Below are 17,661 nucleotides of genomic sequence, written 5' to 3' on the forward strand. Positions count from 1 at the left end.
GGAATTTGCCATGTTGTTGATGCTCGACAACTACGACAGCTTTACCTACAACCTCGTGCAGTACCTCCAGACGCTGGGTGCCGATGTAAAGGTGGTGCGCAACGACGCCCTGAGCGTTGACGAGATCGCCGCGCTCGCGCCCGAGCACATCGTGATCTCGCCCGGTCCGTGCACGCCCAACGAAGCGGGCGTGTCGCTGGAGCTGATCCGGCGGCTCGGCCCGACCACCCCGATCCTCGGCGTATGCCTGGGGCACCAGGGCATCGGGCAGGTGTACGGCGGCGATGTCATCCGCGCCGGCACCATCATGCACGGCAAGACCTCGCCGATCCGTCACCTGGGCAAGGGCGTGTTCGCCGGCCTGCCGGACAGCTACCAGGCCACCCGCTACCACTCGCTGGTGGTGGACAAGACCACCCTGCCCGACTGCCTGGAAGTGACCGCCTGGACCGAGAATGAGGACGGTACGATCGAAGAGATCATGGGCCTGCGCCATCGCGAACACCCGGTGGAAGGCGTGCAGTTCCACCCCGAATCGATCCTCACCGAGCACGGCCACGCCCTGCTGAAGAATTTCCTGCACAGGAACCCCGCATGACCTTCTCCCCCCAGGAAGCCCTGCAACGCACCATCGAGCATCGCGAAATCTTCTTCGACGAGATGGTCGACCTGATGCACCAGGTGATGCGCGGTGAAGTCTCACCGGTGATGACCGCTGCGATCCTCACCGGCCTGCGGGTCAAAAAGGAAACCGTGGGCGAGATCGCCGGCGCGGCCACCGTGATGCGCGAGCTGGCGCTGGCGGTGCCGGTGGAAGACAAGACCCACCTGATCGACATCGTCGGTACCGGTGGTGATGGCTCGCACACCTTCAACATCTCCACCTGCGCCATGTTCGTGGTCGCCGCCGCCGGTGCCAAGGTGGCCAAGCACGGCAACCGCAGCGTGTCGTCCAAGTCCGGCAGCGCCGATGCGGTGGAAGCCCTGGGCGCCGTCATCGAGCTGCAGCCATACCAGGTGGCCCGCGCGATCAGCGAAACCGGTATCGGCTTCATGTTCGCGCCGATGCACCACCCCGCGATGAAGCGGGTGGCGCCGGTGCGGCGTGAGATGGGCGTGCGCACCATCTTCAACATCCTTGGCCCGCTGACCAACCCAGTGGGTGCCACCAATGTGCTGATGGGCGTGTTCCACCCCGACCTGGTCGGCATCCAGGCGCGCGTGCTGCGCGAGCTGGGCGCCGAACGCGCCATGGTGGTGTGGGGGCGCGACAACATGGATGAGATCTCGCTCGGCGCCGGCACGCTGGTCGGCGAGCTGCGCGACGGCAAAGTGCGCGAATACGAGATCCACCCGGAAGATTTCGGCATCGCGATGTCGGCCAGCCGCAACCTCAAGGTCAGCGGCCCGGAAGAATCGATCGCGATGCTGCGTGGCGTGCTCGACAACCAGCCCGGCCCGGCGCTGGATATCGTGGCGCTGAATGCCGGTGCGGCGCTGTACGTGGCCGGTGTGGCCAGCAGCATCGCCGACGGCCTGGCGCGTGCCCGCGCGGCCATCGCCGACGGCAGCGCGCACCAGCGCATGCAGGATTATGTGGCTGCCACCCGGCGGCTGGCCGATAATGGCCAGCCTGAAGGACCCCGAACGACATGAGCGACAAGAGCGACATCCTCGAGACCATCCTGGCCCGCAAGGCCGTTGAAGTGGCCGAGCGCCGTGCCCGGGTCCCCCTGGAAACGCTGCAGGCACGCCTGGCGGGCGCCCCGCCGGTGCGCGGCTTTGCCGATGCACTGCGCGCCTCGATCGCGGCTGGCAGCCCGGCGGTGATCGCCGAGGTGAAGAAGGCCAGCCCGTCCAAGGGCGTGATCCGCCCGGACTTCCACCCGGCCGACATCGCGGTGAGCTACGAATTCGGCGGCGCCAGCTGCCTGTCGGTGCTGACCGACGTGGACTTCTTCCAGGGCGACGACGCTTACCTCCAGCAGGCGCGTGATGCCTGCACCCTGCCGGTGCTGCGCAAGGACTTCGTGATCGATGCGTACCAGGTTTACGAAGCCCGTGTGCTGGGCGCCGACTGCATTCTGCTGATCGTGGCCGCGCTGGAGGACCGCCAGCTGGCCGAGCTGTCCGGCCTGGCCATGCAGCTGGGCATGGATGTGCTGGTGGAAGTGCACGATATCGACGAGCTCGAACGCGCCATCCAGGTGCCGGTCCCGCTGATCGGCATCAACAACCGCAACCTGCGTACCTTCGAGGTGTCGCTGCAGACCACCTTGGACATGCGCCAGGCCGTGCCGCGCGACCGCCTGCTGGTGACCGAGAGCGGCATCCTGGGCGCCGACGACGTCAGTCTGATGCGCAGCGCCGGCGTGCACGCGTTCCTGGTGGGCGAGGCCTTCATGCGGGTCGAAGAACCCGGCGAGGGCCTGCGTCAGCTATTCTTCAGCGCATGACTGCGATCTACCCGACTCCGCGCGACGATGCGCCGCTGGTGGTCTTCGACTTCGACCACACCCTGTACGACGGCGATTCCGGCAGCCACCTGTTCGCCTCGCTGATCAAGCGCAATCCGCTGCGGCTGCTGGCCGCCCTGCTGGTCACGCCGATCGCCGGACCGCTGGTGGCGATGCTGCCCACGCGCCGCACGGGCATTTCAGTGTATGTCTGGATCGCCACGTTCGGTCTGCATCGTGCGCGCGAATTCAACCGCGTCATCGACGCCTACGTGCTCAAGCACGAGCCGCAGCTGCGCGCCAAGCTGCTGCCGCAGGCGCTGGAGGTGTTCGCCGCGCACCGCGCGCAGGGCGATCGGGTCGTGGTCGCCACAGGCGCACCGCCGGAGCTGGCCCGTGCCATCCTGGCGTTTGTCGCCCATCAGGGCGTGCCGGTGATCGGCAGTGAGGTAGGCCCGCGCTTCGGTGCGGTGGGCGCTACCCGCCATTGCCACAACGAAGAGAAGATGCGCATGCTGCGCGAGCGCGGCTATGGCGACATCGACGTGGCCTACTCTGACAGCACCGCCGACCTGCCGCTTCTGCTGGCGGCCAAGGCCCCGGTGGTGGTGAACCCCAAGCACTCCAAGGTGGCGTTCTTCCGCCAGGTGCTCAAGCCCGGCACCCGCATCCTCAACTGGGGCTGCGTGGACCGCGGCGGCGACCGGTAAGGCCGTATCGACCAACGGTCGATACCTACCGATCAGGCGGTAGCGCACGCCCGTTGTACCGATCAGGCGGTAGCGCACGACCGTTGGTCGTGCGGCGGCGCACTGCGCCGACCATCACGCGCCCCACCACCCGCGAACGGCCCGGCTGATCTGGAACAGGCTGATCGACAGCACCAGCACCCCCACGGCCACCAGCACCCAACGTTCCTTTACCCGCTTGACCAGCACGGCCGCCAGCGGGGCGGCCATCATGCCGCCGATCAGCAGGCCGGCCACGATGTTCAGGTGCTGCAGGCCCATCGAGAGCAGGAAGGTGATCGATACCGAGAGGGTCACCACGAATTCGGCCGCGTTGACCGTGCCGATGGTGGTGCGGGCCTGGCCGCCCCGGGCGAGCAGGGTGGAAGTGGCCACCGGGCCCCAGCCGCCGCCGCCGCTTGCGTCCAGCAACCCGGCAATGAAGCCCAGCACCGGCACCCGCTTCACTTCCTGGCGCGGCACCAGCCTTCCGGCCGCGCGCAGCAGGATGAAGATCGCCAGGATCAACAGATAGCCGTAGATGAAGGGGCGGATCGCATCACCTGGCAGCTGGGTCAGTACGTAGGCGCCCAGCACCCCACCCACCGCGCCCGGCAGGGCCAGGCGCAGGAACAACCGCTTGTCCACGTTCCCGGCGACGAGGTGCGAAACGCCGGAGGCGCCTGTCGTGAACACCTCAGCGGTATGCACGCTTGCGCTGACCGCCGCCGGAGGCAGGCCCATGCTGAGCATCACGGAGGAAGAGACAAGCCCGAACGCCATGCCCAGCGCGCCGTCCACCAGCTGCGCGCCAAGCCCGATCAGGATGAACCAGTAGAATTCGCTGCCAGGTGCCATGTGTTGAGACTAGCGGCAGTCCGTGAATGCCGCGAACACGCGCTGGACGGCGGCGCAGGGCGCCGGCATTTACCGGGTGCCGTACAGAACGACCGTTTTCCCCCGTGCATGCAGCAGCCCATCGCTCTGCAGCTTCTTCAGCACGCGGCCGGCCATTTCACGCGAGCAGCCGACCAGGCGGGCCAGCTCCTGGCGCGACACGCGCAGCTGGGTGCCTTGCGGATGGCTCATGGCCTCCGGTTCGCGGGCCAGGTCGTGCAGCGTGCGCACGATGCGATCGGTGACATCCAGGAACGCCAGGCGGCTGGCCTTGCGGCTGGTATCGAGCAGTCGCTTGGAGACCTGCTGGCCGAGGGCGTACAGCAGCCGGGGCGCGTCGGTGGAAAGCGGGCCCAGGAACAGCTGGTGCAGCCGCTCGTAGCTGATCTCGGCCAGCTCGCAGGGCGTCCGGGTGCGCAGGATCACCTCACGGCGGTCGGTTTCCACGAACAGGCCCATTTCGCCCACGAACTCGCCGGAACCGAAGTAGCCCAGCACCAGTTCGCGGTCGTCCTCTTCTTCAGCAATTATGGAAACTGAGCCGCTGATCACGTAATACAGGGTGCCGGCGGGGTCGCCGGGGCGGAAAACGTCCGTGCGGGCCGGGTAGCGGCGTCGGTGGCTGTGGGCCAGAAAGCGGTCAATGGTGGCGATGTCCAGGGCCAATGGACTTGTGGCAAGGCGCACAGATGACACGTTGAGGCGCTCCCTTTGCTCATGAACAATTCACGGCTATGTGCCGCGAGCTTAACGATCAGGGTTGTGAAGGGCAAACCCCAACACAGCAACTTGTTTCAATGCAAGTTTCGCCCCCGATCACTTTGCCCCATAATTGATCCTTTCCCACCACACACAGGATCGACCGCCGTGGTCAAGCCGTTGCCTCGCCTGAGGTTGCAGGGTTTCAACAACCTCACCAAGGCGCTGAGCTTCAACATCTATGACGTGTGTTACGCCCGCACCGAAGAGGAGCGTCAGCGTTACATTGAATACATCGATGAAGAGTACAACGCCGATAGGCTGACTCAAATCTTGACCGATGTCGCCGAGATCATCGGCGCCAACATCCTCAATGTCGCGCGCCAGGATTACGATCCGCAGGGCGCGTCGGTGACGATCCTGATCTCCGAAGAGCCGGTGATCGACAAGAAGCTGGCGGGCAAGGAGTTGATCTCCGATGCCGTGGTAGCGCACATGGACAAGAGCCACATCACCGTCCATACCTACCCCGAAACCCACCCTCAGGAGGGCATCGCCACGTTCCGCGCGGACATCGATGTGGCCACCTGTGGCGTGATTTCGCCGCTGAAGGCGCTGAACTACCTGATCGAGAGCCTGGAATCGGACATCGTGATCATGGACTACCGCGTCCGTGGCTTCACCCGTGACGTGAAGGGCAAGAAGCACTACATCGATCACAAGATCAACTCGATCCAGAACTTCCTGGCCAAGAACATCAAGTCGCGTTACGAGATGTTCGACGTCAACGTCTACCAGGAAAACATCTTCCACACGAAGATGCACCTGAAGGACTTCGACCTGGACCAGTACCTGTTCGAGGAAAAGGCCAAGAACATCTCGTTCAAGGAGCGCATGAAGATCGAAGCGCTGCTCAAGCGCGAGATCGAAGAGCTGTTCCACGGCCGCAACCTGTCCGAGTAACACCACGCGACACCCGCCCGGGCCCTGGCCCGGGTGGTGCTGCACAAGGCGGGACGCCCCGCCCTGTGGAACATCTGTTTTGCGCAGAAGTAATGTTCCACGGCAAGCTACCGACGACGGTCCGGTGTGAAGACACCGGACCGTTTTGTTTTTGTTTAGGAGGCAACCCCCATGCCCTGGATCTACCTGCTGCTGGCCGGCATCTTTGAGATCGGCTTCGCCCTTGGCCTGAAGTACAGCGACGGCTTCAGCAAGCCCTGGCCCACCGTGGCCACCCTCATTTCCGCCGGTATCAGCCTGTACCTGCTGACCCATGCCCTGCGCACCATCCCGGTGGGGACGGGTTACGCGGTCTGGACCGGCATCGGTGCGCTGGGCGTGGCGACCCTGGGCATTTTCCTGTTCGGGGACAGCGCCTCGGCGCCGCGGCTGGCCTGCATCGGGCTCATCGTAGCCGGGGTGATCGGCCTGAAGCTGGTTTCCGGCTGACTTTAAAGCCGGTAGGCGATGGTCTTCATGACCTTCGACGCCAGTGCCATCACCGCCGGGATCGGCGGCGGCAGCCGGCGCGCGCCGGCATGTTCGGCGTGGTCGGCGTGCCTGGCCTCATCGATTTTCATCACCTTGAGGATCTCGCGGCTGCGCTGGTCGGTCGGGGGCAGGGTATCCAGGTGCTCGTCCAGGTGGGCTTCGACCTGCCGCTCGGTTTCCACCACGAAGCCCAGGTTCCAGCCATCCCCGCGCAGCCCGGCCAGCGTGCCGATGGTATAGCTGCCGGCATACCAGATCGGGTTGAACAGGCTGGGCCGGCTGTCCAGCTCGCGCAGGCGCCGGGCGCACCAGGCCAGGTGGTCGGTCTCTTCCTGGGCCGCCTCGAGCAGGTGGGCGCGGGTTTCCGGCTCACGCGCCACTGCCGCCTGGCCGAAGTACAGGCCCTGCGCGCAGACCTCGCCGACATGGTTGATCCGCATCAGGCCGGCCGCGTGGCGGCGGGCCGGGGTCGGCATCGGTACGTCCGGGGTTGCCTCGGCCGGGTACGGGCGGCTGGCCGGCGGGTTGCCGAACACCGTGTCCAAAGCGCGCTGCGCCTCGGTCAGCAGATGGTCGAGCGGGGTGATCTGGCGGAGCGCAGTCATGCGGTCGGGCATCGCGGCTGGGGATCATCGATTCTCACCCCCTGGAGCCGGTCTGCCAAGCCGTGCTACCGGCCGATTTGCATGTGGGCCAAATGGCCAGTACAATCCCGCCTCTTCACAACGCGTGGCAGAGTTCCGGCCGCTCCATGGCCGCAATGAGCCCGACCTACTTGAGTTCTTCCATGAGCACTTTCACTGCAAAGTCCGAGACCGTCCAGCGCGACTGGTATCTCGTCGACGCCTCCGGCAAGACGCTGGGCCGTCTGTCCACCGAGCTGGCCCGCCGTCTGCGCGGCAAGCACAAGCCGGTCTACACCCCCCACGTTGATACCGGTGATTACCTGGTTGTCATCAATGCAGAGAAGATTGCCGTCACCGGCAACAAGCTGCAGGACAAGCTGTACCACCGCTTCACTGGCTACATCGGCAACCTGAAGACCGAAACTCTGGCCCAGGCGCTGGAGCGCCACCCGGAGCGCGTCATCGAAACCGCCGTCAAGGGCATGCTGCCGAAGGGCCCGCTGGGCCGCGCCATGTACCGCAAGCTCAAGGTGTACTCGGGTTCCGAGCACCCGCACGCCGCTCAGCAGCCCCAGGTTCTGGATATCTAATCATGGCTATCACTCAAAACTACGGCACCGGCCGCCGCAAGTCCTCCACCGCCCGCGTGTTCCTGCGCAAGGGCGCCGGCAACATCACCGTCAATGGCCGTCCGCTGGACGAGTTCTTTGGCCGTGAAACCGCACGCATGATCGTGCGTCAGCCGCTGGAACTGACCAAGAACACCGAATCGTTCGACATCATGGTCACCGCCGCTGGCGGCGGCACCACCGGCCAGGCCGGTGCGATCCGCCTGGGCATCGCCCGCGCGCTGGTCGAGTACGACGAAACCCTGAAGTCCGAGCTGCGCAAGGCTGGCTTCATGACCCGTGACGCCCGTGAAGTCGAGCGTAAGAAGGTCGGCCTGCACAAGGCACGTCGCGCCACCCAGTTCTCCAAGCGCTGATCCATCGCGCCTGGCGTGGGATCCTCCGGGATCCCGCTGGGAGGAAAGCAAAAGCCCGGCTTCGGCCGGGCTTTTGTCGTTTCAGCGTGCCGGGTGCGCTTACACCGCGCCCGGGTCGCCCTTGACCTTGCTGCGTGGCCAGTAGCCGCCCCCACGCTTGGGCGCGGGCGCGCGCTTGCGCGGTCGGTCGTGCCCGGCCGCATGCCCCGGCATCCAGGCTTCCTGGGCGGACTTGGGCATGGCGTCCACGCCGGTCCCGGCCACCCCGCGCGCCAAGGGCGCCAGATGACGCAGTGCCCGCGCATAGACCCCGCGCTTGAACATCACCACGTGCTCGACCGGATACCAGAAATCCACCCAGCGCCACTGGTCGAACTCGGGGCTGTCGGTATGGTCCAGTTTCACGTGCGATTCGTCGCCGGCCAGGCGCAGCAGGAACCAGACCTGCTTCTGGCCGATGCAGACCTGCCGTTCATTACGGCGGACGGCCCGTGCCGGCAGGCGATAGCGCAGCCAGCCCGGTGTCGCACCCAGCACTTCGACGTGCTCTGGCAACAGCCCGGTTTCTTCATGCAACTCGCGATACATGGCTTCGACAGGCGTCTCATCGGTATTCATGCCACCCTGCGGGAACTGCCAGCCATCCCGGCGCACACGTCGTGCCCAGAACACCTGCCCGTCCTGCCGCATCAGCACGATGCCGACGTTCGGTCGATAGCCGTCCGGATCGATCACGATGCGGACTCCTAGAAAAATCTACTGGTCAGGACTGTGACACGCCCGCTGCCCACTCACAAGCGCGGTGAAAAGGTGTTGACAGATTCCGTTTACATGTCCAGAATTGCCGGCTCACTAAGGCTATGTAGCTCAGCCGGTTAGAGCACAGCACTCATAATGCTGGGGTCGGTGGTTCGAGTCCACCCATAGCCACCAAGTCCGCTTGGTTTTCCAGTGAGAAAGTGCAACAATTGCACGCACGTTTTGCCCCGTCGCCAAGCGGTAAGGCACCTGACTCTGACTCAGGCATTCGGTGGTTCGAATCCATCCGGGGCAGCCAAATACGAAAAAGACCGATCGAAAGATCGGTCTTTTTTTTGGCACGCTGAACCGTATCGAGAATGATTCAGTTACGAAATTGACAACCATTCTCGTTTCGATTGGAATACGCACAGGCCGATCCGGGCCTGCCTGCCGAGTCCGCACGTGTACGTCTGCATCTGTAACGGGGTAACCGACCACCAGATCCGCGAAGCCGCCCAGAGCGGTGTCGCCAGCGTGTCCGAGCTGACCATGCGCACCGGCTGCGGCGCCACCTGCGGTTCCTGCCTGGACATGGCGGCGGATCTGCTGGCCAAGGCCCGCTCCGTTGATCTGCCGCTACCCGTGCTGGGTCTGGCGCAGGTAGCCTGACGGCAACCTGGTCCAGCCCCGCCAAGGTCATCCGACCAACGGTCGGCTGCTACGGGATCATTCCTGCGCCTGGGGCGACGCCCCGCCGTAAACCGATCGATCATGATTCGCGTTCCCTCATTGGTTGCGGGGACGCGCTACAGTGCCGGCGTTTTCACGCTGCAGGAGCACGGTCATGAAAGGCGACGCCAAGGTCATCGCATTCCTCAACAAGGTCCTCTACAACGAGCTGACCGCGATCAACCAGTACTTCCTGCATGCCAAGATGCTGAAGAACTGGGGTCTGAAGGAACTGGCCGACCACGAATACAAGGAATCGATCGAGGAGATGAAGCACGCCGACGTGCTCTCCGATCGCATCCTGTTCCTTGAGGGACTGCCGAACTTCCAGGCGCTGGGCAAGCTGCGCATCGGCGAGAACCCCACCGAGATCCTGCAGTGCGACCTCGCCCTCGAGCGCGAAGGCACCGTCACCCTGCGCGAAGCGGTGGCTTACGCTGATTCGGTCGGCGATTACGTCAGCCGCCAGCTGTTCGTGAAGATCCTCGACAACGAGGAAGAGCATATCGACTGGCTGGAAACCCAGCTGGAATTGATCGAGCGCATCGGCGAGCCGAACTACCTGCTCACCAAGCTGGAAGACTGATTCAGCGCGTGGCCGTGACGCGGATGCTGGCCTGGTAACCGGCCAGCGCCAACCGTGCACGCGCGTATTCGGCAATCAGCAGCGCCACGGCCACCGCCGGGCGCTCCAGCGTACCGGCGCGGGCATCGTGTTCAATCCGACGTGCCGCCACCGACAACGCCATCGCCCCCACGTTCGCACTGGCCGACTTCAGGCTGTGCGCCAGCGCGCGCAGTTTTTCCAGGTCGCCGGCCACCGAGGCGTCCTGCAGCTGCCGGATCAACGGCGGGGTGTCTTCCAGGAACACGGCGATGATGGTGGCCGTCTCCGCACCGATCACTTCCTGCAGCTCATCCAGTACGCCGCTGTCGAGCACCCCGGGTGTGGCGTCGTCACTGCTGTCGTCCGCGACCAGCGGCGGCATGGGCGGCGGTGACCGGGTGGGAGCGGGTGGCAGCACCGGTGTCCTGCGGGCCTCCGCGGCGTTGTCCTCCGCCGCGATCTGCCAGCGCAGCAGACAGGCCTGCAGCGACTCGCGGTTGACCGGCTTGGACAGGTAATCGTCCATGCCCGCCTGCAGGCAGCGCTCACGGTCGCCAGCCATTGCGTTGGCAGTCATCGCCACGATCGGCAGGCGGGTGCGGCCTTCCGCCGCTTCCTGCTCACGCCAGCGGCGGGTGGCGCTGTAGCCATCCAGGACCGGCATCTGGCAGTCCATCAGCACCAGGTCGAAGGCGTGGTCCTGCAACTGCTGCAGGCCCTGCTGGCCATCGGTGGCGGTGGTGACGGTGCAGCCCAGCACCTGCAGCAGGCGCTGTGCGACCAGCAGGTTGACGCTGTTGTCTTCCACCAGCAGCACGCGCAGGCCAAGCTGCGGCGCGTCCAACGGGCCGCTGTAGGGCTCCACGCTGGCCAGCAGGGGGGCCGGGCGCGCACTGGCTACCGCCGGGCGCAGCACCGCATGCAGATCCACGTCACCGGCCTCGCGCGGAAACACGCAGGTGTTCTCGCGCAGCAGCGCGGCCAGCGGGTCGTCGCCCTGCAGCCAGAGCAGGCGCGGGGTGGGCGTGCGGGCATCGTGCAGTACGGCGCGGTGCAGCGCGGTAGCGCCATGGCGCAGCGCGTGGCTGTCGGCGATCACCCAGACCAGGTCCGGTTCGATGCCCGGGCGCACCGGCGCGCGCAGAATGTCCAGCGCGGCAGAGGCGCTGTCCACCGTGTGCAGGCGGATGTCGTGGTGCTGCAGCACGCGTTGCAGACGCTGCACCAGCAGCGGATCTTCGCTGACCAGCAGAGCGCGGGTGGTCAGCGGCGCGGCCGGCAGGTCGCCGACAACCTTCAGCAGCGGAATCTCGAACCAGAACGTGGCGCCGTGGCGCGGGGTCGAACTCACCCCGATGTTGCCGTGCATCAGGTCGATGATGCGTTTGCAGATGGCCAGGCCCAGGCCGGTGCCGCCGTAAATGCGGGTAGTGGACGCGTCAGCCTGGCTGAAGGACTGGAACAACCGCGCCTGCAGGGTGCCGTCGATACCGATGCCGGTGTCGATCACTTCGAAGCGCAGCTGATGCTGGCTGGCGGTCTCGCCCTGGCGGGTGACCCGCAGGCGGATCTGGCCGCGCTCGGTGAACTTGATGGCGTTCACCATCAGGTTGCCCAGCACTTGGCGCAGCCGCACCGGGTCGCCGCGCACCGACAGGCGCACGGCCGGGTCCAGCTCCAGCGATACCGCCAGGCCCTTGGCTTCGGCGCTGCGCTGCATGAGCTGGACGATGCCTTCCAGCAGCTCGCGCAGGTTGAACGTGGTGATCTCCAGGTCCAGGCCTTTGGCCTCCAGCCGGGAGTAATCCAGGATGTCATCGACGATGCGCAGCAGCTGCTGCGAGCTGACCATGGCGGTCTGCAGCATCTGCCGCTGGTCGGTACCCAGCTGGCCGCGCGCGATCAGGTCCAGCATCGGCAGGATGCCGTTGAGCGGAGTGCGTATCTCGTGGCTCATGGTGGCCAGGAACTCGCCCTTGGCCAGCGCGGCGGCTTCGGCCGCCTGCTTGGCCTGGAGCAGCTCCTGCTCGAGCATGTCCTGCTGTTGCATCGCGCGCTGCAGGTGGTCGCGCTCACTGGCCAGCGCCTCCTGGCGGCGCTGGCCCGATGCCAGCTGCGCCTGCATGTCGCGCCAGCGGCCCACGCAGACCAGCGCGCTGACCACGGCCACGGCGGCCGAGCCGACGGCAATGATGGGCCACGGGCCATGGGCGCCGGCCGCAGCCATGCCGCTGGCCGTAGCCGCCAGTGCGGCTGCGATCGCAGCCAGCCACAGTGCGGAGGGTCCCCGTCCTTGGGTCGCCATGGTCAGAGCACCGCGGTGTGGAAGTCGAAGTTGAGCTCGCTCCCGGCCGACTGCACCATGTTGCCCTGGATGAAATCGACCCCGCCCATCCACATCGCCGCGGCGGCCTGGGGGTCTTCGATCTGCTGGCCGATGATCAGCGCCCCGGCGCGGTGCGCGGCATCGATGGCGCCGCGCAGTTCATCGCGGGTCTGCTGGTTGGCATGGCTGCTGGAGAAGCGCGCGGCCATGCGCACGAAGGCCAGCGGCAGCTGGCCGAGCAGGGCATTGGCTTCGCCGCTGGGCTCGAACTGGCTCAGGCAGAAGCGTACGCCGGCCGCGCTCATGCGCGCGCAGAACTGCTGCAGCGTGACAGTGTGGATCAGCGCGTCGGGCAGGCGCACGTCGATGACCAGCGCGCTGCCCGGCAACTGGCGTTGCTGCAGGGTTTCCAGCAGCCAGTCGGCAAAGGCATCGCGGGCCAGCGTACGCAGCGATTGCGACACGAACAGGCTCAGCGGCTGGGTGGCGTGCCGGTACAGGTCGAGCAGGCCCAGCGCATGGTCCAGCACCTGCTGGTCCAGGTCGGCGATGCGCCCGGCCGCTTCCGCGGCGGGAATCACCTGGCCGGCGTTGAGCACGCTGCCATCGGCCTGGCGCAGGCGCAGCAGCACCTGGTACTGCGCGGTGTTGCCGCCGGCGACGGCGACGATGGGCTGGTAGGCCGGTTCAAGCTGTCCTTCCAGAATCGCCAGGTGTTCCTGCGCGGCGACGTCCTCGCGGCGCACGTGCGCGGCCACGCCGGAGGGCAGCAGCCGCGCCTGAAGCGTGGTGCGTTCCACTGCTTCCAATGCGGTGCCGGCATCGCCGAAGCCCCCGGAAAGCCGGGCATGCCCGACCACGCCCCGAAGGTGCACCGATTCCTCGTCGCGGATGACGAAGGAACGCGCGGACAGTTCATCGCGCAGCTGGTGCGCCGTCGCGTCCAGCGACTCCTCGTCCAGCCCGCGGGCCAGGACCAGGAAGCTGTTGTCGTTCAGGCGCGCCAGCAGGTGCGGGTGCGCGTTGTCGGCAAGGCGCTGCGCGGCCTGCACCATCAGCCGCTCGAACGCCGCATAGCCATAGCGTTCGCGAAGGCCCAGTGCGCTGGCCACCTCGATGAAGAACAGGCCGCCACGGTCGCCGTGCGACAACGCCGCGCCCAGCTGCTGCATCACGTGGTGGCGGGTGGGCAGGCCGGTCTCGGGGTTGTTCATCGCCGGCGCGCCCTGCGCGCCGGGCTGCAGGGCCGCCTGCGCGCGAGCGCGGCGGATCCGGTTGGACACCGCGGCAATCAGGTGGCGCGGGCGGATCGGTTTGCTCAGGAAATCGTCGGCGCCGCTGTCGAGCACTTCGAACTGGCGCTCCGGGTCCGGGTCGCCGCTGAGAAACACGATCGGCAGCAGCTGCTGGCCAGGCTGCTGGCGGATCAGTGCGGTCAGGCGCATGCCATCCAGACCCGGCAGGTGCAGGTCCATCAGGATCAGGTCCGGGCGCTGTTCGTTGATCACCTGCTGTACGCCTTCGGCCTCGCTGTGCACGATGGCTTCCATGCCGGCGCCATGCAGTACGCTCTGTGCGAACAGGGCCTGGGAGCGGTCGTCCTCTACGATCAGCACGCGATAGGGTGCCTCGCTGCCCAGCAGCGGCGGACTGGCATCGTCGTGCTGCCACTGCGACGGCGGCAGCACCGGCGGCGCAGACACCGCAGCGGCGGCTGCGGCGTTGAGCGGCACCACGTTGCTTGGCGTGGGCGCCGCGGCGGGCACGTCGGCACCAGCCCAGCGCTGCCAATGATCAGCGGGCGGGGTTTCGGCGCGGGTCACGCGGGTGGATGCAACAGCGTTGTCTTGGACGGCCATCAGTACTCCCAGTCTGCGGCGCGATTATGCGGCATCGCGGTCGGCCAGTGCCCCGGGCTTGCCCGCCGGTTGCCGCAGCAGCCAGCGCATGCCCTTCCACAGGGTGCGCCAGACCAGCCAGACCACCAGCGCGCCGACCAGACTGCAGGCCACCACCACGATCAATGCCATCCACGGGTGCGCCAGCGCCAACGCCAGGCCGCCGACCACCACGGTGTCTTCCGCCGCCGACGCCACCCAGTTGCTGGCCGGCTCCGGCGAGGTGTTGAGCAGGGCGCGGGTGCCTGATTTCAGACCATGGCTGGCCAGCGCCACGCCGGCACCGGCGGCCAGCGCCGTGGTGCTGAGTTCGCCAGTGGGCGAGAGCGTGGCGGCGGCCAGGAAGGCGCCTGCCGGTACCCGCGCCAGGGTCTGCACCAGGTCCCAGGCCGAGTCGACCCCGGGAATCTTGTCGGCGACGAATTCCGTTATGGCCAGTGCAGCCGAGGTGCCCAGCACCCACCACGATTCAGTGGCCTGCAGTGCCGGCGGCAGCTCGACCCAGCCCAGCATCCCGGCCAGGCCCACCCCGAACACCGTCAGGTACACGCGGATGCCGGCCAGCCAGGCCAGCAGGATGCCGATCACGAACAGGTGGGCCTCGGTCATGGCAGGCGCTCCGGCGAAAGTGTGCACAGGCCCACACTATCGGGGATGACGACCCTGAACGCTACTGTCCCGGAGGGGGAAAGGGGCGAAAAATGTGCCACCCCTGACTTACACTAACGAGTCGCTCTTCCCGACAGGGGTCGTGTCGGTATCGCCCAAGCTGCGGTGCCGCCGTATTCGCCATGAACAACCCGACACCTTCCCGTATCCAGATCCGCCGCCCCGGTTCCCCGGTGGCGCCTGATCGCCGCCGGCTGCTGATCCTGGCCGGCATCTGGCTGGCCAGCCTGGTCCTGGCTGCGCTGCTGGGCCGTTGGACCGCCGGTCCCGGTGGCGACGCCGGCCGCCAGCTGGACGCCGCCGAAGCGCGCGTGGAAACCCTGCAGAAGCAGGTGGTGGAACTGCAGCAGACCCAGGCCACGCTGCAGGCGTCGGATCGGATCAGCCGCGCGGCCAACAACGAGGTGCAGGCCTCGCTGGGCGAACGCGATGAGGAAATCGCCGGACTCCGCGCCGACGTGGCCTTCTACGAGCGCCTGGTCGGATCCACCAGCCAGCGCAAAGGCCTGAACACCCATTCCATTGAATTCTCGCCGGAAGCGGGGGGCACCTGGCAGTACGCCGTGGTACTGACCCAGAACCTCAACCGTGGCGCGATCAGCCAGGGCCAGATGCGCTTTACGGTTGAAGGTGTCAAGGACGGCAAGCTGACCTCGGTCAGCTGGGACGAGCTGCACCAGCGCACCAAGGTGCCGGGCCAGGATTACTCCTTCCGGTACTTCCAGCAGCTCACCGGCAGCATCATGTTGCCCAAGGACTTCACCCCGCAACGTGTGCGGGTCACGCTGGGAACCGGCGCAGGGGGCGCCACCCAGGTATTCGACTGGAAGCAGTCCGGGGCACCGGCTGCAGCAACGGCAAAAGAAGGGGAGTAAGCCCATGTTTGGCAGCAACAAATCCAACCGCAACGGTCATCTGGTCGTGGACGCGCTGATCGGCGCGCAGGTGGTGATCCGGGGAGACGTGGAATTCAGCGGTGGCCTGTACGTGGAAGGCACCATCCTGGGCAAGGTGATCGCCCAGGACGGCGCCACCAATGCCACCCTCACGCTGGCCGAGCAGGGCAGCATCGAAGGTGAGATCCGCGCCCACGTGGTGGTGGTCAGTGGTCGCCTGGATGGCGACGTGCACGCCAGCGAACGGGTCGAGCTGACTCCCACCGCCCGCGTCACCGGCAATGTTCACTACCAGGTGGTGGAGATGAACGCAGGCGCCCAGCTGACCGGCCGCCTCATCCACGGCGGCGCCCAGATGGCGCTGCCGCCGCCGGCTGACGACAGCGCCGAACGGAAGGATGGCAAGGACGGCAGTGCCCGCAAGAAGCTGGCCGAAGCCATGGCCTGAACGGCCGGTGCTTGAAAGCGTGCCCATGCACCCCCATGCTGGGGGCATGAGCACGCTAGTTTCCCTTCCCGGCGCCCCTACCCCTGCCGCCGCGCCGAATTACCAGACGCTGGATCGCCCGCTGAACTTCACCGAAGCCGCTGCGGCCAAGGTCAAGGAACTGATCCAGGACGAGCCCGGCGATGGGCTGGCCCTGCGTGTCTACATCCAGGGCGGTGGCTGTTCCGGCTTCCAGTATGGCTTCGAGTTCGACGAGAACCGTGCCGAGGATGACCTGGCCGTAGACACCAACGGCGTGACCCTGCTGGTCGACCCGCTCAGCCTGCAGTACCTGATGGGTGCCGAAGTGGATTACACCGAAAGCCTGACCGGCGCGCAGTTCGTGATCCGCAATCCGAACGCCAAAACCACCTGCGGCTGCGGCAGCAGTTTCAGCATGTGACCGGTTGGGCGATGCCGCACGGCACCGCTTGCTGTTCGGGTTGAATAGCGGCAGGCTTCAGGGATGTCCAACGTCTCCTTGCCGCTTGCCGGTTTTGCTTTCACCACCGAACCCCTTGAACGCGCCGACAGCCTGCGCGACGACGCCGATGCGTTGTTGCGGATGTGGCCGCAGGCCCACGTGCTTGTGCTGGACCCCGATGGCCGCGCGCTGGCCGGCGACGACGGCCAGCCGCTTGCGCTGACCGGCGCCCAGGTCGGGGGTGGCCCCGGCACGGCGATATTTCTCGGCCTGCGCGGCGAGCAGGCGTGGTTCTCGGTCGAATCCGCCGCGGTGGATGCCACGGCTCCCCAGCGCGTGGACCTGCGCGAATCGGCCACCACCTGGTCGGCCGCCGATGCCAGCGCCTTCTGCTACGCCCGCGGCATGTCGTACTGGCAGTCGCGCACCCGCTTCTGCGGGGTGTGCGGCGGTGCCGTGGCCTTCACCCGTGGTGGCTTCATCGGCCGCTGCGCCAAGTGCAACACCGAGCACTACCCGCGCGTGGACCCGGCGGTGATCGTGGCGGTGGAGAACAATGGCCGCCTGCTGCTCGGACGGCAGGCCAACTGGGCCCCGCGCCGGTACTCGGTGCTGGCCGGGTTCGTCGAGCCGGGCGAATCGCTGGAGCAGACCGTGGTCCGTGAGGTCTTCGAGGAAAGCCGGGTGCGGGTGCGTACCTGCAGCTACCTGGGTACCCAGCCGTGGCCATTCCCGGGCTCGCTGATGCTGGGCTTCAGCGCAACGGCTGAAGATGACGTGCCGACCGTAGACGGCGAGCTGGAAGATGCACGCTGGTTCAGCGCCGAGGAAGTGGGCGCGGCACTGGCACGCGACATCGAGGACGACGGGGCGGGCATCCGGCTGTCGCCGCCGATCTCGATCTCACGCAGTCTGATCGAGCACTGGTACCGCAGCCAGGTAAGCTGACCGGCACCACGTTGCCGCTGCCTGAACGCGGGGCGGCATACATTACCTGTG

Annotated in this window: 21 protein-coding genes and 2 tRNA genes; 16 read left to right on the forward strand and 7 right to left on the reverse strand. The window is 66.6% G+C overall.

Annotation, left to right across the window (positions count from 1 at the left end):
* Positions 1 to 10: 10 nt before the first annotated feature.
* Genes ACGFZ3_RS14870 through ACGFZ3_RS14885 form a run of 4 tightly spaced genes read left to right on the forward strand, consistent with a single transcriptional unit; the run spans position 11 to position 3,166 of the window.
* Positions 11 to 598 (forward strand): anthranilate synthase component II, encoded by a 588-nt coding sequence (locus tag ACGFZ3_RS14870; RefSeq protein WP_392922693.1) that lies wholly within the window; start codon positions 11 to 13, stop codon positions 596 to 598.
* Positions 595 to 1,656 (forward strand): anthranilate phosphoribosyltransferase, encoded by a 1,062-nt coding sequence (gene trpD, locus ACGFZ3_RS14875; RefSeq protein WP_392922695.1) that lies wholly within the window; start codon positions 595 to 597, stop codon positions 1,654 to 1,656. The genes ACGFZ3_RS14870 and trpD overlap by 4 nt, the downstream gene beginning before the upstream one ends.
* Entirely contained in the window at positions 1,653 to 2,456 is an 804-nt protein-coding gene (gene trpC / locus ACGFZ3_RS14880) for an indole-3-glycerol phosphate synthase TrpC (RefSeq protein ID WP_392922697.1), read from the forward strand. Before trpD ends, trpC begins: the two co-directional genes overlap by 4 nt.
* Positions 2,453 to 3,166 (forward strand): haloacid dehalogenase-like hydrolase, encoded by a 714-nt coding sequence (locus ACGFZ3_RS14885; RefSeq protein WP_392922700.1) that lies wholly within the window; start codon positions 2,453 to 2,455, stop codon positions 3,164 to 3,166. The genes trpC and ACGFZ3_RS14885 overlap by 4 nt, the downstream gene beginning before the upstream one ends.
* A gap of 114 nt (positions 3,167 to 3,280) precedes the next feature.
* On the opposite strand, the gene ACGFZ3_RS14890 is transcribed toward ACGFZ3_RS14885, so the two are convergent.
* Positions 3,281 to 4,042 (reverse strand): sulfite exporter TauE/SafE family protein, encoded by a 762-nt coding sequence (locus ACGFZ3_RS14890; RefSeq protein WP_392922702.1) that lies wholly within the window; start codon positions 4,040 to 4,042, stop codon positions 3,281 to 3,283.
* A 69-nt stretch (positions 4,043 to 4,111) separates the two neighbouring features.
* The gene (gene crp / locus ACGFZ3_RS14895) at positions 4,112 to 4,777 is read right to left on the reverse strand and encodes a cAMP-activated global transcriptional regulator CRP (protein ID WP_392922704.1); all 666 of its coding nucleotides are present in this window, start codon (positions 4,775 to 4,777) and stop codon (positions 4,112 to 4,114) included.
* 171 nt (positions 4,778 to 4,948) lie between these two features.
* Here crp and speD point away from each other — a divergent pair, with 171 nt between their 5' ends.
* Together speD and ACGFZ3_RS14905 are read left to right on the forward strand one after the other, a co-directional pair.
* Positions 4,949 to 5,743, forward strand: coding sequence for an adenosylmethionine decarboxylase (gene speD, locus ACGFZ3_RS14900; RefSeq protein ID WP_017354544.1), 795 nt, complete (start codon positions 4,949 to 4,951; stop codon positions 5,741 to 5,743).
* 171 nt (positions 5,744 to 5,914) lie between these two features.
* Positions 5,915 to 6,232, forward strand: coding sequence for a DMT family transporter (locus ACGFZ3_RS14905; protein WP_392922708.1), 318 nt, complete (start codon positions 5,915 to 5,917; stop codon positions 6,230 to 6,232).
* A gap of 2 nt (positions 6,233 to 6,234) precedes the next feature.
* Here ACGFZ3_RS14905 and coq7 read toward each other — a convergent pair whose 3' ends face one another.
* Positions 6,235 to 6,879, reverse strand: a complete 645-nt coding sequence (coq7, locus tag ACGFZ3_RS14910; RefSeq protein ID WP_392922710.1) for a 2-polyprenyl-3-methyl-6-methoxy-1,4-benzoquinone monooxygenase — start codon at positions 6,877 to 6,879, stop codon at positions 6,235 to 6,237.
* A 182-nt stretch (positions 6,880 to 7,061) separates the two neighbouring features.
* On the opposite strand from coq7, the gene rplM reads away from it, so the two are divergent.
* Together rplM and rpsI are read left to right on the forward strand one after the other, a co-directional pair.
* A complete protein-coding gene (gene rplM, locus ACGFZ3_RS14915) occupies positions 7,062 to 7,490 on the forward strand; it encodes a 50S ribosomal protein L13 (RefSeq protein WP_017354548.1) in 429 nt (142 codons plus the stop codon).
* Positions 7,491 to 7,492: 2 nt separating this feature from the next.
* On the forward strand, positions 7,493 to 7,885 hold the full coding sequence (rpsI, locus tag ACGFZ3_RS14920; protein ID WP_017354549.1) for a 30S ribosomal protein S9: 393 nt from the start codon (positions 7,493 to 7,495) through the stop codon (positions 7,883 to 7,885).
* Positions 7,886 to 7,984: 99 nt separating this feature from the next.
* On the opposite strand, the gene ACGFZ3_RS14925 is transcribed toward rpsI, so the two are convergent.
* Positions 7,985 to 8,620, reverse strand: a complete 636-nt coding sequence (locus ACGFZ3_RS14925; RefSeq protein ID WP_392922717.1) for an RNA pyrophosphohydrolase — start codon at positions 8,618 to 8,620, stop codon at positions 7,985 to 7,987.
* Between the two features lie 121 nt (positions 8,621 to 8,741).
* Between ACGFZ3_RS14925 and ACGFZ3_RS14930 the strand changes: the two genes are divergently transcribed.
* From ACGFZ3_RS14930 to bfr, 4 genes are all read left to right on the forward strand, one after another.
* Positions 8,742 to 8,818 (forward strand) — tRNA-Met (locus ACGFZ3_RS14930).
* Between the two features lie 49 nt (positions 8,819 to 8,867).
* A tRNA-Gln gene (locus ACGFZ3_RS14935) sits at positions 8,868 to 8,942 on the forward strand.
* Positions 8,943 to 9,088: 146 nt separating this feature from the next.
* Positions 9,089 to 9,295 (forward strand): bacterioferritin-associated ferredoxin, encoded by a 207-nt coding sequence (locus ACGFZ3_RS14940; RefSeq protein WP_214904481.1) that lies wholly within the window; start codon positions 9,089 to 9,091, stop codon positions 9,293 to 9,295.
* Positions 9,296 to 9,470: 175 nt separating this feature from the next.
* Positions 9,471 to 9,941, forward strand: a complete 471-nt coding sequence (gene bfr, locus ACGFZ3_RS14945) for a bacterioferritin (RefSeq protein ID WP_392922721.1) — start codon at positions 9,471 to 9,473, stop codon at positions 9,939 to 9,941.
* A 1-nt stretch (position 9,942) separates the two neighbouring features.
* On the opposite strand, the gene ACGFZ3_RS14950 is transcribed toward bfr, so the two are convergent.
* From ACGFZ3_RS14950 to ACGFZ3_RS14960, 3 genes are read right to left on the reverse strand one after another with little or no spacing between them, the layout of a single operon-like run.
* Entirely contained in the window at positions 9,943 to 12,231 is a 2,289-nt protein-coding gene (locus ACGFZ3_RS14950; protein WP_392922916.1) for an ATP-binding protein, read from the reverse strand.
* A gap of 38 nt (positions 12,232 to 12,269) precedes the next feature.
* Complete coding sequence (locus ACGFZ3_RS14955; RefSeq protein WP_392922723.1) at positions 12,270 to 14,147, reverse strand: EAL domain-containing protein; 1,878 nt, start codon at positions 14,145 to 14,147, stop codon at positions 12,270 to 12,272.
* Between the two features lie 24 nt (positions 14,148 to 14,171).
* Positions 14,172 to 14,795 carry a DUF4126 domain-containing protein gene (locus ACGFZ3_RS14960; protein WP_392922725.1) on the reverse strand — a complete coding sequence of 208 codons (624 nt, stop codon included), beginning with the start codon at positions 14,793 to 14,795 and terminating at the stop codon, positions 14,172 to 14,174.
* Between the two features lie 182 nt (positions 14,796 to 14,977).
* Between ACGFZ3_RS14960 and ACGFZ3_RS14965 the strand changes: the two genes are divergently transcribed.
* The 4 genes from ACGFZ3_RS14965 (at position 14,978) to nudC (ending at position 17,610) form a co-directional block, all read left to right on the forward strand.
* The gene (locus tag ACGFZ3_RS14965; RefSeq protein ID WP_392922728.1) at positions 14,978 to 15,730 is read left to right on the forward strand and encodes a DUF6776 family protein; all 753 of its coding nucleotides are present in this window, start codon (positions 14,978 to 14,980) and stop codon (positions 15,728 to 15,730) included.
* 4 nt (positions 15,731 to 15,734) lie between these two features.
* On the forward strand, positions 15,735 to 16,199 hold the full coding sequence (locus tag ACGFZ3_RS14970) for a polymer-forming cytoskeletal protein (protein ID WP_392922731.1): 465 nt from the start codon (positions 15,735 to 15,737) through the stop codon (positions 16,197 to 16,199).
* Between the two features lie 46 nt (positions 16,200 to 16,245).
* On the forward strand, positions 16,246 to 16,641 hold the full coding sequence (gene erpA / locus ACGFZ3_RS14975; RefSeq protein ID WP_392922734.1) for an iron-sulfur cluster insertion protein ErpA: 396 nt from the start codon (positions 16,246 to 16,248) through the stop codon (positions 16,639 to 16,641).
* 63 nt (positions 16,642 to 16,704) lie between these two features.
* Positions 16,705 to 17,610 carry an NAD(+) diphosphatase gene (gene nudC, locus ACGFZ3_RS14980; RefSeq protein ID WP_392922736.1) on the forward strand — a complete coding sequence of 302 codons (906 nt, stop codon included), beginning with the start codon at positions 16,705 to 16,707 and terminating at the stop codon, positions 17,608 to 17,610.
* The last annotated feature ends 51 nt before the right edge of the window (positions 17,611 to 17,661 follow it).

The sequence above is a fragment of the Stenotrophomonas sp. NPDC047960 genome (genome assembly GCF_043204395.1).
GTDB lineage: Bacteria > Pseudomonadota > Gammaproteobacteria > Xanthomonadales > Xanthomonadaceae > Stenotrophomonas.